Source organism: Vibrio panuliri (genome assembly GCF_009938205.1).
GTDB classification, from domain to species: domain Bacteria; phylum Pseudomonadota; class Gammaproteobacteria; order Enterobacterales; family Vibrionaceae; genus Vibrio; species Vibrio panuliri.
Genome location: NZ_AP019654.1, coordinates 103,660 through 119,421, shown reverse-complemented (window position 1 = coordinate 119,421; position 15,762 = coordinate 103,660). Strand labels below are relative to the sequence as shown.

The 15,762-nt window shown below is 46.2% G+C and carries 13 protein-coding genes; 6 read left to right on the top strand and 7 right to left on the bottom strand.

Features of this window, described 5'->3' with window-relative positions; all coding sequences use genetic code 11:
- Positions 1 to 56: 56 nt before the first annotated feature.
- The 5 genes from GZK95_RS00535 to GZK95_RS00515 all read right to left on the bottom strand — a co-directional run bounded on the left by GZK95_RS00535 (position 57) and on the right by GZK95_RS00515 (position 6,220).
- On the bottom strand, positions 57 to 2,702 hold the full coding sequence (locus GZK95_RS00535) for a beta-N-acetylhexosaminidase (protein WP_075716482.1): 2,646 nt from the start codon (positions 2,700 to 2,702) through the stop codon (positions 57 to 59).
- A gap of 743 nt (positions 2,703 to 3,445) precedes the next feature.
- Positions 3,446 to 4,273 carry a 3'(2'),5'-bisphosphate nucleotidase CysQ gene (gene cysQ / locus GZK95_RS00530; protein ID WP_075713582.1) on the bottom strand — a complete coding sequence of 276 codons (828 nt, stop codon included), beginning with the start codon at positions 4,271 to 4,273 and terminating at the stop codon, positions 3,446 to 3,448.
- A 25-nt stretch (positions 4,274 to 4,298) separates the two neighbouring features.
- Positions 4,299 to 4,847, bottom strand: coding sequence for an ADP compounds hydrolase NudE (gene nudE / locus GZK95_RS00525; RefSeq protein WP_075710536.1), 549 nt, complete (start codon positions 4,845 to 4,847; stop codon positions 4,299 to 4,301).
- A gap of 142 nt (positions 4,848 to 4,989) precedes the next feature.
- Positions 4,990 to 5,577 (bottom strand): Fe-S biogenesis protein NfuA, encoded by a 588-nt coding sequence (gene nfuA / locus GZK95_RS00520; protein WP_075710534.1) that lies wholly within the window; start codon positions 5,575 to 5,577, stop codon positions 4,990 to 4,992.
- A 91-nt stretch (positions 5,578 to 5,668) separates the two neighbouring features.
- The gene (locus GZK95_RS00515) at positions 5,669 to 6,220 is read right to left on the bottom strand and encodes a ComF family protein (protein WP_225623938.1); all 552 of its coding nucleotides are present in this window, start codon (positions 6,218 to 6,220) and stop codon (positions 5,669 to 5,671) included.
- A 231-nt stretch (positions 6,221 to 6,451) separates the two neighbouring features.
- Here GZK95_RS00515 and bioH point away from each other — a divergent pair, with 231 nt between their 5' ends.
- Complete coding sequence (gene bioH, locus GZK95_RS00510; RefSeq protein WP_075713578.1) at positions 6,452 to 7,243, top strand: pimeloyl-ACP methyl ester esterase BioH; 792 nt, start codon at positions 6,452 to 6,454, stop codon at positions 7,241 to 7,243.
- Between the two features lie 133 nt (positions 7,244 to 7,376).
- The gene (locus tag GZK95_RS00505; protein WP_075710528.1) at positions 7,377 to 7,847 is read left to right on the top strand and encodes an ATP-dependent Lon protease; all 471 of its coding nucleotides are present in this window, start codon (positions 7,377 to 7,379) and stop codon (positions 7,845 to 7,847) included.
- Between the two features lie 96 nt (positions 7,848 to 7,943).
- On the opposite strand, the gene GZK95_RS00500 is transcribed toward GZK95_RS00505, so the two are convergent.
- Positions 7,944 to 10,265, bottom strand: coding sequence for a Tex family protein (locus tag GZK95_RS00500; RefSeq protein ID WP_075713576.1), 2,322 nt, complete (start codon positions 10,263 to 10,265; stop codon positions 7,944 to 7,946).
- Between the two features lie 177 nt (positions 10,266 to 10,442).
- Positions 10,443 to 10,919: a transcription elongation factor GreB gene (gene greB / locus GZK95_RS00495; protein WP_075714000.1), complete on the bottom strand. Its 477-nt coding sequence runs from the start codon at positions 10,917 to 10,919 to the stop codon at positions 10,443 to 10,445.
- Positions 10,920 to 11,211: 292 nt separating this feature from the next.
- Between greB and GZK95_RS00490 the strand changes: the two genes are divergently transcribed.
- From GZK95_RS00490 to lysA, 4 genes are all read left to right on the top strand, one after another.
- Positions 11,212 to 11,772 carry a phosphoribosyltransferase gene (locus tag GZK95_RS00490; protein ID WP_075713998.1) on the top strand — a complete coding sequence of 187 codons (561 nt, stop codon included), beginning with the start codon at positions 11,212 to 11,214 and terminating at the stop codon, positions 11,770 to 11,772.
- Positions 11,773 to 11,981: 209 nt separating this feature from the next.
- Positions 11,982 to 12,701 carry an osmolarity response regulator transcription factor OmpR gene (gene ompR / locus GZK95_RS00485; RefSeq protein WP_075710520.1) on the top strand — a complete coding sequence of 240 codons (720 nt, stop codon included), beginning with the start codon at positions 11,982 to 11,984 and terminating at the stop codon, positions 12,699 to 12,701.
- A gap of 71 nt (positions 12,702 to 12,772) precedes the next feature.
- Positions 12,773 to 14,080, top strand: coding sequence for a two-component system sensor histidine kinase EnvZ (envZ, locus tag GZK95_RS00480; protein WP_075710518.1), 1,308 nt, complete (start codon positions 12,773 to 12,775; stop codon positions 14,078 to 14,080).
- A 248-nt stretch (positions 14,081 to 14,328) separates the two neighbouring features.
- Positions 14,329 to 15,726: an ornithine/lysine decarboxylase DokD gene (gene lysA / locus GZK95_RS00475; RefSeq protein ID WP_075716020.1), complete on the top strand. Its 1,398-nt coding sequence runs from the start codon at positions 14,329 to 14,331 to the stop codon at positions 15,724 to 15,726.
- Positions 15,727 to 15,762: the final 36 nt, after the last annotated feature.

The window sequence follows — 15,762 nt, the reverse complement described above, 5'->3', positions numbered from 1 at the left end:
AGAGCGCTTTGCTTACCAACAACTTAAATCCATTTAATGATTAACTAACTCTTTAATTACTTCAGCGACGTAACACGACTCGCTTTGTCACCGCTAGCTGAAACTGAGCGAATCCACACTTTACCCGCAACATTTGGACGCTGTGCATCACTGTAAGTTAACCAGTTGTCACCATCGATAGAGTATTGCAACTCAATCCCAGGAAACGCACTATTCATCGCCAATTGCCCATTTTCGATCTTCGCTCCAGGGACTGGCAAACGATAATCGATGCCCGCTTTTTCCAACTTCGCAAGTTCACGCTGGCCAAGCACGTTTGCAAAGCGATTGTAATCTTGGTTACGAGCCGATTTATCGACTAAGTTAGTCTCTTGTGAGTATTCGACACCAACTTGGTAATCGTTTTCCCAACCTGCTTGATGCCACGCACGCTCAGCGGCAGCGAGTACTCGTGGGAACACCATATATTCATATTGCTCATCGGTACGAACCGTTTCTGACCAAAGCTGTGCCGACAACCCATAGAAAGGTTTCGCTTCAATGGTACCTTTGCCACTAAAACCATTGCCGTCACGGTCTACAGAAGTTTCCGCATTCTGTGGCATGTTCTCAGGCGCAAAACCAAACATCTTACGTGTATCTGTCGCACGAGTTGCCCAGTAGTAACCGCGCTCTTGCGGGTCCACTTCGTATGGCATATCCATGTAAACGTAATCTGGATTTGAAACTACGACGTCATAGCCTTTCGCTGACCATTCATACACTGAAGAAGTCCCACCCCAGTAGAGAACATCCCAGAAATTTACGCGGGTATTTTCAGTTGCAAAGGCTTTCTCACCATCTTGACTGTACTTCAAGCCATCTTGCCACGCTTGGAAGTTCGCAATGCCTTTTTGCGCGACAATCTTAGATACTTCTTCAGCAAAGTAACTTGGTAGATGAGCAAAATCACTTACTGTGCCATCTTTAATCAATGCCTGACACTGAGGCGACTTCGCAAACGGCTTGTCTTGTTTAGATAGGTCAATCGTCCCTTTCCATGCCACTTTATCTTCTGCACTCACATCTTGGAAACCTGCGCCCAGTTTGATGTTTTTGGCTTCATCACCGCCAAAGTGCCAAGTGGTCAGTGGCATACCCGCTTCGTTGTGCATTGCAGCAACTTCTGAAATTACCTTATCGACAAAACGCGTTGAAGAATCTAAGCATGGGTTAATAAAGCTGTGCTTGTCATAGAACTGCACTGTCGTGACATTGGAAGTGTCTTGTGGATCCATCAAACGATACTCGTTCGCTTGCTGCTCTTTCCCTTCCGCCATAAGACGATCGTAACGCGCCTCCATCGAAACCACGGCTGAGCGCGCATGTGCTGGCATATCAATCTCAGGGATCACTTCAATGTTACGTGCTTTGGCATACTTCAAAATGTCGATGTAGTCGGCTTTAGTAAAGTAACCGGAGCCAAAGTTATCAGAAGAAGGACCAGAGCCTAACTGTGGTAACAGACATTGTTGTTCATCCAAATCAAAACAACGCTGGCCGCCGATATCCGTTAACTCAGGAAGGCCTGGGATCTCTAAACGCCAACCTTCATCATCAGACAGATGAAGATGTAGCTTATTCATTTTGTACGCAGCCATCTGATCCAGTGTGGCAAGAATGGCCTGCTTACTGTGGAAGTTGCGCGCAACATCCACCATGACACCTCGGTAATCAAAACGAGGTGCGTCGATAATACGTATGGTCGGCAGAGTTTCTTTTTCACCCGTCAACGCAAAAATTGACTGCACGCCGTAGAACAAACCTGCCTGATCAAATGCGACAATCTTGATGCCATCTTCGGCAATCACTAACTCATATGCTCCGGACTTAGCGAGATCTTCAGGAAACTCACTCGGAACAATTGCAGTATGCACAGGCAAGTTGCCTGATAGGTTTACATCCAGCAGTGCCGCACGAGTCTGCAACGCCGCATATTGCTCAGGAGCGAAATCTGCACTGCTTAGCTCAATACCTTTTGCAATGCTGACAACACCATGGCGCTCTTCGACAATTAATGGGGTCGGAATAAGAGTCGTTGATACATCTTGCTGAACAAGATCCGCATTTTTCTCAAAACGCGTGATTGCTGATGCAAAAACATTGTTGTCATCTGGTGTACGTTTTAAATTGTTGCCTTCCAAGCCAGAGACAAAACTCGCCACATCTTCAGTATTTAAAGATGCGATCATTTTTGGCTCGGCATCCGGTGCGGTAATAAATGCGCCTGGCATAAAGTCAGTTGCAAATAACTGCCAGTACTCACCGACTAGGCCAATCTCAACTTTTTCTCCCGCAGAAAAGCCATCAAACTTTTCCGTCGGCTCTAGTTTATGCAGGTCACCTGTTACCCGAGTAATCTTAAACTGGTCGTTATCAACATCCAGTATTAAACGAATGCTGTGGAAATAGATCGTCCAGTCCTTACTTGCGACGGCTTCACCTTGGTTTTCAATGGTCATAATCACTCGATTACATGAAGCCCATTCCGCGCCAAGATCCGCACAGGCAATTCCCTCATTGGCACCATGGTTAGTCACGACTTGATAGTGAACATCTAAATTATCGGCCAGTGAGTCGACCACTTGTTGTGAGTTTTGCAGTGAAGAGCAACCGGACAAGGTTGCTAAAACCGAAGCGGCGATCAAAGTTGGTTTCAACATCTTACTTACCTTTTAAACACATAACTCGCAGCCAAAATGCTGCACTTACCAAAAAAATCCAATGGCAGGCAATATAAGTAGTTATTTTTCAGCGTAAAATTAATCAACTCAATTCAGTGATCCAATTCAAACTTCAACCAAAAGCAAAAAACATAAAATCAATAAATTCAATATCTTGCGCTTAACGTTAAAATCACAAAAACCATTTTGACGTTTTTTCTGCGATCAATATCACTCTGGGGTTCATGATAATCAATAACTTAGGACTTGGGAGGATTGGTTTCATATCAGAAGCATCGATAGCACGTTAAGATTGAGAAGCAAAAATGTGCTAAACATCGCATTTTGTTGCACGCATTATTTGCATCACAGAGGCTATTTTGACAATTTTTCCACCCCGGAGAATAAGTGATACAAGAATACTGCACGGCAGGCGTAATAGGAGATATTGCCTTTCTCCAAGCGAGTACTTAACTAGAGATCCCCGACTCGGCTACGCCGCTCGAGGATGACAGGAAGAGGTTGTTGAGGCTGGCTAACAAGTTGGCAAGAGCGGATGCAAAAACAGAAGATTGTCATTCTATACCGCGCAATAGCGCGTGATAGGGAATCTTGATTGTCTCAAAGCGAGTACTTACCTTGAGTGCCTCGACTGGGCTATACGACTCGAGGATGAGAGAAATTAAGCTAGCTCGGCGATGTTCTCGCCATAAGCCCAGCAAAGCTGGGCGAGCCATACGCGGTTAGTCTTTTACCAACAAAATCTCATTCCAAGGTAAATTCTCGTCACCTAATACAATGAAATTGGGATTTTCTAGTGTATCGCGCTCGTTATAGGAAAGTGGCTCTAATTGAGTACTCAGGATGCGTCCACCCGCCTCTTCTACGATACACTGGGTCGCAGCCGTATCCCACTCACCAGTAGGACCTAGACGTAAATAGCAATCGACGGCACCCTCAGCCACCAAACATGCTTTAAGTGCTGCCGAACCTAACGGCACCAAATCGTAATTCCACGCACTACTCATGCGACTGGTAATACGGTTGATATCTTGACGTCGGCTAATCGCAATCGCAATCGGCTGTTGTGGCCCTGGATGTTGATGCGAAGTAATACGCACACTTTCGCTCATATCCGGAATTTTCCACGCCCCTTTACCTTTGTAGGCATAGTAAGTCACACCAGATACTGGACCATAGACGACACCCATTACTGGTTTGTGGTTTTCGATTAAGGCAATAATGGTCGCAAAGTCACCACTGCGAGCGATAAACTCTTGTGTACCATCCAGCGGGTCAACCAGCCAATAACGGTCCCATTGCGAACGCTGCTCTAAGCTAATATCTGCCGCCTCTTCTGAGAGCACGGGAATATCAGGGGTCAATTCTGAAAGCTTTTCAACGATGAACTTATGTGCGGCTAAGTCTGCAGTGGTCACTGGCGTTTCATCGTCTTTGACAAACTCTTCGTATTCTTTTTTCTGGTAGATATCGAGTATCAGCTGTCCGGCAGCTCGCGCAACATCAATCACTGCTGGTAGGTGGTAAGATAGATCTTGAGTTATTGGCATAAATTATCCTTCGCGCACTGCTCAATTATGATTTTAAGTATTTAAGAGCAAGCATCAATGCGGTAATACTGCGCGCCTCACTAAAGTCGAGGTGCGTTAATAGTTCTTCAGCTTGAGCCAGTGGCCAGCGAACCAACTCTAGAGGTTCAGGTTCATCCCCCTCTAACTGCTCAGGGTAAAGATCTTGAGCAACAAACAGGGTCATTTTGCTGGAAAAATAAGATGGTGCTAACACCACTTCTTTTAATGGCACTATCTGTTGAGCACCAAAACCGATCTCTTCTTTCAACTCACGGTTTGCAGCTTCTAGCGCGCTTTCCCCAGCATCAATTAATCCTTTAGGAAAGCCTAACTCATAACGCTCAGTACCTGCTGCGTATTCACGCACTAACAGTAAATCACCTTGTGCAGTCACGGGTACAATCATCACTGCATTGCGACCACTCGGACGCATACGTTCATAGGTACGCTCTTCACCGTTACTAAAACGAAGATCCAACGATTCGATAGTAAACAATCGCGACTGGGCTACTGTCTGCTTTGCCAGAATCTCTGGTAGCGTCTTTCTGCTCACAAGATTTCTCCTTCTCTAGGCGCTTATTTCCTAATATATGAGAATGCAATGCGTTAGACCAGTTTATCCACCAGCAATTTACGCAAAGTTAAATACAAAAAAGGCGCTTTAACAGCGCCTTGGAATGATTAACTGACTCGAATCAGTAGTATGAGTGCTCACCGCGATCGTGCTCAGTAGCGTCGCGAACTGCTGTTAACTCACCTTCAAACTGTTGCAGTAGTTCTTTTTCGATGCCTTCTTTAAGCGTAACGTCAACCATTGAACAGCCGTTACAGCCACCGCCAAATGCTACGATAGCAATACCGTCTTCAGTAATTTCCATCAAACTAACGTGACCGCCATGCCCTGCCAACTGAGGGTTTACTTGAGTTTGGATAACATACTCTACACGCTCAACCAGTGGAGCATCGTCGGCCACTTTACGCATTTTTGCATTGGGTGCTTTCAGTGTTAGCTGAGAACCCATTTTATCCGTGACGTAATCAATCTCCGCATCTTCAAGAAACGGCAGACTAAGCTCATCTACGTACGCGGACAGTACTTCGAACTTCAACTCTGTATCTGTAGCTTCAACCGCTTCTGGTGGGCAGTAAGACACCCCACACTCTGCATTTTGCGTTCCTGGGTTTACCACGAATACGCGGATGTTAGTACCTTCTGGCTGCTGAGCAAGCAGCTTAGCAAAGTGTTCTTGAGCGCTTTGGCTAATAGTAATAGGATTTGACACGACGAATACCTGAGTAATTTTGTAGGATATTTGTTGACCATTTTACTCCTGAAATTTTTCAGATCTAGTCCTTTAAGACGAAATTGCAAACTTATCGTTCGCTAACCGGATCAGGAGTGCGGCAAATACAATAAATATCAACGCTTTTGGCTCCTGCATCAAGCAATAATTTACACAATTGCCGCACCGTACTGCCTGTCGTTACCACATCATCAACAATTGCCACACTGGAGTAGTTCACCAATCCACTCAATTGGAAGGCATTTTTGAGATTTTTTTGACGCTGAGAACGGCTCATCCCTCGCTGTGTTTGTGTCGCTCTCACCCGTTTAAACATTGCAATGCAGGGTATATTTAGTCGCTTAGCCAATGCCTTAGCCAACCATTCACTTTGGTTGAATCCCCGCCACCATTGTCGGCGCCAATGCAAAGGCACATAAGTAATCACTTCCACATTCAAAGCAATCTGATTCGATAACAACTGCGCCAACATATCAGCTTGGCGTAGTTGCTGTTGAAATTTCAATTGCTTTACGTAAGTCGATAGCGGCGGTGCGTAATCACCCACACAATAAAGCCTGCGCCAAAGTGGCGGCGACGCTAAACATTCGCCGCAAAAGTCGGTCGCTATTGTCGACGGCATGCCGCAACACCGGCACCGAGGTATATCCAGTGCTGCAACACAACGGTGGCAGAGTAGCCAAGTTTTAGAGGATGGATGGACTCGCGATTCAAGTGGCAGTGAACAGTGCTGGCAGTAGTGCGCAATAAATCGCTGCCTGTTTTTCTGCCACCATTGAGTTAACATAGCTTTGCTCAGATTGAGGATTTATCTCATGGTGCAAGCAGAGTAAAACATTAAAGGACGATTTAAGTGGTAGAGATTGAGACAACAGCAACAGAGTTACACTGGCAGAGTTTTGGTGAAGGCAAAGATCTTGTTCTGCTGCATGGCTGGGGAATGAATGGCGCAGTATGGCAGCAAACTGCACAACGGTTAAGCCAACACTTTCGCGTCCATATTGTCGACTTACCTGGCTTTGGTCATAGTCATCAAGCCAGTTTCAGTTCTCTCGCAGATTTAACCCAACAAGTACTCAATGAGGCCCCTGCACAAGCCGTCTGGCTAGGGTGGTCACTCGGTGGACTTGTCGCCTCACATATTGCTTTACATCACCCAGAACGCATTAGCGCTTTAATCACTGTAGCCAGTTCTCCTTGCTTTGCCGAACAGAAACCTTGGCGAGGCATTCAAGCTAAGGTACTCAAAGCTTTCACCGCTCAATTAATCGATGATTTTCAGCTTACTATCGAGCGTTTTATTGCCCTGCAAGCAATGGGCAGCCCATCCGCTAGACAAGATCTCAAGGCACTCAAACAAGCGGTTCTGTCACGCCCGATGCCTAATCAGCAAGCATTATTGGCAGGGTTAAACTTACTTGGTGAAGTTGACTACCGACAGCGACTGCATCAAGTAGAGATCCCAACCTTGCGTCTGTATGGCCGCTTAGATGGGCTGGTTCCGATTCAAGTGGCGGAGGATGTGGCAGCACTGATGCCAAACAGCCAAAGTTATGTGTTTAGCCAATCTTCCCATGCCCCCTTTATGACTGAATTAGAAGAGTTTTGTCAGCAGATCACCCATTTTTGTCACCTAACTCGCTGATATACATCTATTTACATATTTAAGTAACAATTTTTCGCGTTAAACGCTAAATTTTTAACCAATTAGGCCGATATATTTTCAACTGACATAACTTCAAGCCATGTCAGTGGGCGAAACTGAGGAGGTCTCGGTTATGATCGTGTCACCCACAAACGTGAGCGTGCCACTTATCGCCCCATCGGTGAATGTGCATACGGAACAAACTGCGCGAGACAATCGAATTCGTCAGCCAATTGTCCCAACGGTTGCACTAGCCAAAAGTAATGCTGAACGTAAAATCAATGCGGAAGATAAGCGCCGACGAGAGTCGGCGTGGGATCCCGCAGAACATCCAAACTATGGCGCCGATGATGAGCACGCAATCAATGCCTCTCAACATGACCCGCCAAAAAATAGCTTGGATCGTTTGTTTGAGTTGCTCGCGTTGTCGAGCTACAGCGATCAGCAAGGTAAAGGCTACGCAATGCGGTTTCGTTTACCCAAGCGCGTTATCGATGCAGCGATAACCGAAGGGAAAATGGCCAAGCGTCGGGTCGTAATTAAGTTTCGTTATGGTCATGCGGTTGCGCCAAATACCCCTTCAGAGGTCATTGCGGTGTTGTAGTCGCTCTAACTAACCATTAGTTAAGTGAATACCTAAAAGACAAAAGCCCCACTCAATTGAGCGGGGCTTTTTATTGCACTTTATTTTGACAATACTTTAGCGTTTCGCTTTAGCAAACGCAGCTGCAAACGCTCCACCCATGGCATTGTTACCAGAAGTGTCTTCACGGCGGCGTTGACCTTGTGGACGTGAATGATTGCTAGTGCGAGGGGCAGAACTGCGCTGTGCGCGGTTATCTTGTCCTGGTTCATCATTTAGACGCATCGACAACGCAATACGTTTACGCTGCACATCGACTTCCATTACTTTGACTTTGACGATATCCCCCGCTTTCACTACTTCACGTGGATCAGAGACAAAGCGATCGGTTAGAGCGGAAATATGCACTAAACCATCTTGGTGGACACCGATATCAACAAATGCGCCGAAGTTCGCCACATTAGACACCACGCCTTCCAAAACCATACCCACTTCCAAATCAGAAACTGAGTTAACGCCATCAGCAAAGGTCGCTGTCTTAAACTCTGGGCGCGGGTCACGGCCCGGTTTATCCAGCTCTTTGATAATGTCAGTAACCGTCGGCAGACCAAAGCTATCGTCAGTGTAGTCAACGGCATGTAGCGCTTTTAGAAAAGCAGAATCCCCAATCAGGGCTTTAACCTGCTTACCATTCTTCTCAGCAATCGCTTTAACCACAGGATAAGCTTCTGGGTGAACAGAAGATGCATCCAGCGGGTTTTTGCCATCCATAATACGTAGGAAGCCCGCACACTGCTCGAACGCTTTTGGTCCAAGACGCGCCACTTTCTTCAATGTGGTACGGCTTTCAAAGCGACCATTTTCATCACGGTAATCGACAATGTTTTGTGCCAATGTGGTCGACAAGCCTGCCACACGGTTAAGTAGTGCTGCCGAAGCGGTGTTTACATCCACACCAACGGCGTTTACACAGTCTTCCACCACCGCATCAAGACGTTTTGCCAGCATCGATTGGCTAACGTCATGCTGATATTGACCAACCCCAATCGACTTAGGATCAATCTTCACAAGCTCAGCCAATGGATCTTGCAGACGACGAGCGATTGACACCGCACCACGCAGAGATACGTCGAGGTTTGGAAACTCATTCGCTGCCAACTCAGAAGCTGAGTACACCGATGCCCCCGCTTCACTAACCATAATTTTCTGCGCTTTTAAGTTGCCACGTTTAATCACATCGGCAACGAAACTGTCTGTTTCGCGCGAAGCGGTACCATTACCAATCGCAATCAAGTCAACGTTGTATTTACGCACCAACTGCTCAACAATTTGTGCCGATTTATCATATTGATTTTGTGGTGGGTGAGGATAAATGGTTTCCGTCGCCAATAGCTTACCTGTCGCATCAACGATGGCGATTTTTGAGCCAGTACGTAAACCTGGGTCTAAGCCCAAAGTGGCACGAGGGCCGGCTGGCGCTGCCATTAATAGGTCTTTGAGGTTAGTCGCGAACACTTCTATCGCTTCGATCTCCGCACGCTCTTTCATCGCCCCCATCAGCTCAGTTTCCATGTGCATCGACACTTTGATGCGCCATGCCCAACTGATCACCTGTTTACGCCACACATCTGCTGGCGCTTGGCTCAATGAAATACCGTAATGATCGGCGATCAAAGTTTCGCAGTAAGATTGGCGTACGCCTTCTTCCTGCTCAGGATCGGCATTCATCGCTAGAGTTAAGAAGCCCTCATTGCGACCACGCAACATCGCCAACGCACGGTGTGATGGCACTTTATTAAGCGCTTCATTGTGTTCAAAGTAGTCTTTAAACTTCTCGCCCGCTTGCTCTTGTCCTGCCACTACGCGAGCCACTAATTCAGCATTGCGATTAAGGTGATTACGGATTTTCTCAAGCAAGTTAGCATCTTCGGCAATACGCTCCATGATAATTGCACGCGCGCCATCCAGCGCCGCTTTGTTATCCGTGATGCCATGCTCTGCATTGTGATATTTCGCCGCTTCGCTCTCTGGCTCAGTTTGTGGCTGATTCCATAGCGTATCAGCTAAAGGCTCAAGCCCAGCTTCAATCGCAATTTGCCCTTTGGTGCGGCGCTTCGGCTTGTAGGGTAAGTAGAGGTCTTCCAAGCGCGTTTTGCTATCAGCTTGGTGAATCTCTTGCTCAAGCTCAGCCGTCAGTTTGCCTTGCTCTTGAATCGATTTAAGAATGGTTTGACGACGGTCATCCAGCTCACGTAAGTATGCCAAACGGCTGTCTAGGTTACGTAGTTGGGTGTCGTCTAGACCGCCCGTAACCTCCTTTCGGTAACGAGCGATAAATGGCACTGTGTTACCATCATCAATTAGGTTAACAGCAGCAGTTACTTGCTCAGGACGTACATTCAGTTCCTGAGCAATTAGTTTACAGATAGCTTGGCTCATCCGTGCAATCTCTTGTCAATTAGTGGTAAACCCGATTGATTTGCTCCGAGCCATACAGGCCGAACGCGCAACACATTTAGCGCTGCGTTCTGGTATCAATTGGTTTGGGGTTTAAAGTCCTATCAATGTATATCGGGGTGAAAAGCATAATTTCTACCCCAGCATGCGGATTAACGTTTACTTGTGGTATCGAATCTGGTTCACGAACCATTCTTTGTAACCCTCTGGGGTTTTCACGGTAAATTCGTCATCCACTTCTTTTTTAAGCAGTGCACGTGCCATTGGCGAATCAATCGAGATGTAGTTCTTGGCATCACCATAGATTTCATCAGGCCCGACGATACGAAAAGACTTAGTGTCTCCCTGCTCATTTTCAATTTCCACCCACGCGCCAAAGAAGACTTTGCCCTCTTGCTGCGGGGAGTAATCCACCACTTTAACTTGTTCAAGGCGTTTGCGTAGATAGCGCACTCGGCGATCTATTTCTCGCAACCGTTTCTTGTTGTACTGGTAGTCCGCATTTTCACTACGATCGCCTAAACTGGCAGCCCAAGTCACTTTCTTGGTCACTTCTGGACGCTCTTCTCGCCACAAAAAATCAAGTTCTTGCTTGAGACGGTCATAGCCTTCGCGTGTGATTAGGTTGGTTTTCACTCTACTTATCCATTTCAGTGAATATCCTTTGATTGTCACTGTTTTTTTACCTTAGGCAAGAGCTAGCGAGCTTACTAACACAAACTTTGCTGATAAAAACTTAATTTTCATTCTCTGGTTACAAAAATAGCTGGGCCAAATAAGGAAAAATCGCCACGTAATCTGTTCTCTATTATCTCGCGGTATTTTGCTGCAGCATATCCTTTCACTCGACGAGCAATCGAATACTGAAAGGAGTACGTTTGGGTCGGGTGTTCATCAATTCAGATAACTTGCAATCAAGGATAGTCTTATGTGCAACACCCCTACACAAAACACGACAGCTCCACACCATTTTATTGGTGAAGTCGTTCTCTCCACTGAACAAATCGCGCAAGGTGTCCAAACCGTTGCCAACCGCATTAACCAGCAGTTTGCTGGCGAGAAGGTGGTATTTGTCTCCGTGGTACCTGGCGGTATTCTTTTCACTGCCGACTTGATGAGAAAGCTCGAGGGCCAAGTCAAACTAGACTATGTGTCTTGCCACCACACGCCAGGCTCTCGAACCAATAACTCGGAAATTATCTATCAGCAGAATGTCAGCATTAACGATGCTCACGTGATTTTATTGGACGATGCCATTGAGTCTGGTGGCACAATGAAGCGAGTGGCCGCCTATTTCGCAGCACAAGAGGGCGTCAAATCAGTCTCAATCGCCACTTTGTTCGTCAAACCGGGTCGTATTGATCTTCCGTTCCAACAGCTGTTTGCTTACGAGATGGAGAACGATGACATGCTGATTGGCTATGGCTTATCTTGGCAAGAGCATTTCCACAACCTGCCTTACGTTGCCAAACTAGTCAGCGAAGAGTAACCAGCTTTAATTCACCGACACCAAAGTCCAAAACGGCAACGTGCTTGCTCTAAAATAACTGTTACAAGTATCAAATCTACCCACTTGGATATTGAGTAGATCGCGCAAAATGACGTTAAGATAAAAAGAGTAACAATTTGAGCAAGCACGCTTTTACAAACAGTGATACATTTTTGTCACTATGCTTTGCTTTTGGATAAGGTGTTTCAATGCAAGAAAATCATAAAATACTCGTAGTAGATGACGATGCTCGATTACGTGCCCTGTTGGAGCGATACCTATCAGAGCAAGGCTTTCAGGTGCGCAGTGTCGCGAATGGTGAGCAAATGGATCGCTTACTGACTCGTGAAAACTTCCATTTGATGGTGCTCGATTTAATGCTACCGGGTGAAGACGGGCTCTCTATCTGCCGTCGCCTGCGCAATGCCAACAATGAATTACCGATCCTGATGCTAACTGCAAAAGGCGATGAAATTGACCGCATCGTTGGCTTGGAAGTGGGGGCGGATGACTATCTGCCGAAACCATTTAACCCACGTGAGTTACTCGCGCGCATCAAAGCAGTCCTGCGTCGTCAAACTATTGAGCTACCGGGAGCACCAAGCTCTGAGGAATCCGTAGTTGAGTTTGGTGAGTTTCGCTTAAACCTAGGTACTCGAGAAATGTACCGCGGTGATGAAGCCATGCCGCTCACCTCAGGGGAGTTTGCTGTATTAAAAGCGCTAGTGACCAATGCCCGTGAGCCCCTCTCACGCGACAAGCTAATGAACATGGCTCGCGGACGTGAATACTCCGCGATGGAGCGCTCGATCGATGTACAGATCTCACGCCTTCGCCGTATGTTGGAAGTCGACCCAAGTAAACCGCGCTACATTCAAACTGTGTGGGGACTGGGCTACGTGTTTGTGCCCGACGGTAAAGAAGCCTAATCAAATCCCCAGTTTAAGTGCGAGCCTTGTCTCGCACTTTTGCTAGCTCTCTCAGTTAACAGGAAAACTCTATGCGTTTTCGCAGCTCCTTTACTCAGTCGTTACTGCTGTTTGTTACCTTGCTGATCGCCAGTCAGGTTTACTCATATTACGCAGTCTTCAACTACGCTCTGCTTCCCAGCCTGCAACAGTTCAACAAGATTCTAAGCTACGAAATCAATTTGATGCTGGACGATTCCGATACAACGGAAAATGCACTGGCGATGGATGCCCCGACGAGACGCCAAGTGTTAGAGCGTCTTGGTGTCACCATCCATGCCAAAGATAGTGAGATCGCCGAGCGGTATCACAATGCCATCAGCATTGACTTAATGAGCGAGGAAATGACCCAAGAACTTGGCATTCCAACAGATGTGCGTATGGCGCAGGGTGAAGAGAGTTACGTATTATGGCTCAATATAGAAGCGCTACCAGATTCGCTGATCCGTATCCCGCTCTCTGAACTGCAAGAAGAAGATTTTGCTCCACTGTTTCGCAATAGCTTGCTAATGGCCTTACTGATTATTGCTGGCGGTTGGCTGTTTATGCGTTTGCAAAACCGACCATTGTTGGCACTAGAGAAAGTGGCTAAAGGTGTAGGACGCGGTGAAATTCCACCGCCACTGCCAGAAAAAGGCTCAACGGAGATTCGCTCAGTCACTCGGGCTTTTAATCAGATGTCAAAAGGCATTCAAGCGTTGGAAGAAGATCGCGCATTGCTTATGGCAGGTATCAGCCACGATTTGCGCACCCCTCTCACCCGCATTCGCCTCGCCACAGAGATGATGTCCCCAGAAGATAGTTACTTAGCGGAAGGCATTATCAGCGATACTGAAGAGTGTAATGAGATCATCAGCCAGTTTATGGACTACCTAAAACCGGTCAACAAGCAATCATTTACTGAAGTCGACTTGAATGATATTGCACAAGACTTGGCTCAGTCAGAAGGCAATGGCGACCATGTTGAGATCGAGACACAACTAGCCAACCTCAAACCAGCATTTGGCAGCCCTATCGCCATCAAACGCGCAGTCAGTAACCTTGTGGTCAACGCAGTGCGCTATGGTAATGGGTGGGTCAAAGTATCAACCGGTATGACAGCAGACAACAAGCTATGCTGGATCTGTATTGAAGATAATGGGCCGGGGATTGCAAAAGATGAAGTTGCCAAGTTATTTGAACCATTCACCCGGGGGGATACCGCGCGCGGCAGTGAAGGCACTGGCTTAGGGCTCGCAATAGTCAAACGTATCGTTAGTCAGCATAGTGGCTCGGTTGTGGTCAATAACCGTGGTGAAGGCGGCTTAAAAGTCCAAGTGAGCTTTCCTGTCATCAAGTAATGATTTACAGCAGTCTGAAATAGCAAAAAGCCCCAAAAGTTGGGGCTTTTTTTACATCTAGAATCAATAACGAATTTTGGTTAAATCTAAGTAGAATTCGTTAAATTACTAAATTTCAATCATAGGCGACCAATCTCACGAATTTGTTTTTATCCTTAAAAATCAGCAAATTATAATCACACCAAATTTGGCACAGTTTCTGCTCTATAGGAAATGTCACAAGACGAACTTTAGAAAGGAATATAAAAATGTCTGATTTTGAAATGAACAACTTCAACCTTCAACGCGAAAAAATTATCGACACTGACCGTCGATTTAAAACTATCAATAACAAGCTTCATTTCGAAGGCGTAGAACTAGAATCGCTGGCTAAAAAATACGGTACACCTCTATATGTTTACTCTGAGCATGAGATCGTCCGTAATATTCGTGAAATTGCTGCTGCATTCTCTGCGCACAAAAATACAAAAACCTTCTTTGCATCAAAAGCATGCTCTGTAATGTCAGTACTAAAAGCAATTAAAGACGCTGGCATTTACGCAGAAGCAAACTCTATGTACGAAGTACGCAAATGCCTTGAAGTTGGCTTTCCAGGTTCACAAATCGTATTCAACGGCGTAGTTAAAAAGCCTGTAGATCTAGAGTTCGCAATCGCAAACGACCTATACCTAATCAACGTAGATAGTATTTACGAGTTAGACCATATCGATGCAATTTCTCGTCGCCTAGAAAAAGTAGCTAACGTGTGTGTGCGCGTTGAACCTAACGTACCATCAGCCACTCACGCTGAACTTGTGACCGCTTACCACGCAAAATCCGGTCTAGACCTAGAACAAGCAGAAGAGACTTGTCGTCGTATTCTGGAAATGCCTTTTGTTTCTCTAAAAGGTCTACACATGCACGTAGGCGACCAAGTACCAGAAGCTGAACCATTTGCTAAAGCAACTAAAGTTATGGTGGACGAGTGTCGTCGCTTAGAAGAAAAACTAGGCATCCAATTCGAACTAATTAACGTTGGTGGTGGTATCCCAACACCATACAAGTACGACGAAGAAAACGGCAACCCACTAGAAGACAACATGTACGCAGGTATCACGTCGCAAGACTTTGCTGACGCTATCATTTCTGAAGTACACAAATGGCGCGAGGATATCGCAATCGTCATTGAACCAGGCCGTAAAGTTGTAGGTTCTGCCGCAGTTCTTCTTACTGAAGTTTCATGTGAAAAAACCAAAACTTTCTACGATTTAGACGGCAACGTTGAACAACTAGTTGATTGGACATTCGTTGATGCTGGTTACAGCCAACTGTCTGATAGCCAACACTTTAGCTGGTTCTTCTACGTATTCAATGCATCAAAAGTAGCAGCGAAGCACGACAAATACGTGAAACTAGCAGGTCCTCTATGTGATGGTGGTGACTACTTCCACGTTGGTGTTAAAGATGAGTTCTTTGCCGTACCTCACGACACTGAAATTGGCGATGTAATGGTATTCCTAGATGCTGGTGCATACACCATCGAAAGCCAAACTGTATACAACAACCGTCCTCGTACAGCCGTTGTGATGATTGATAAAGATGGCACTGACCGTCTAATCCGTCGAGAAGACACTTATGAAGACATCGTAGGTCAAGATATCTACTAATCCTCATCAATTGACCCCGAGCATTGCGCGGGGTCT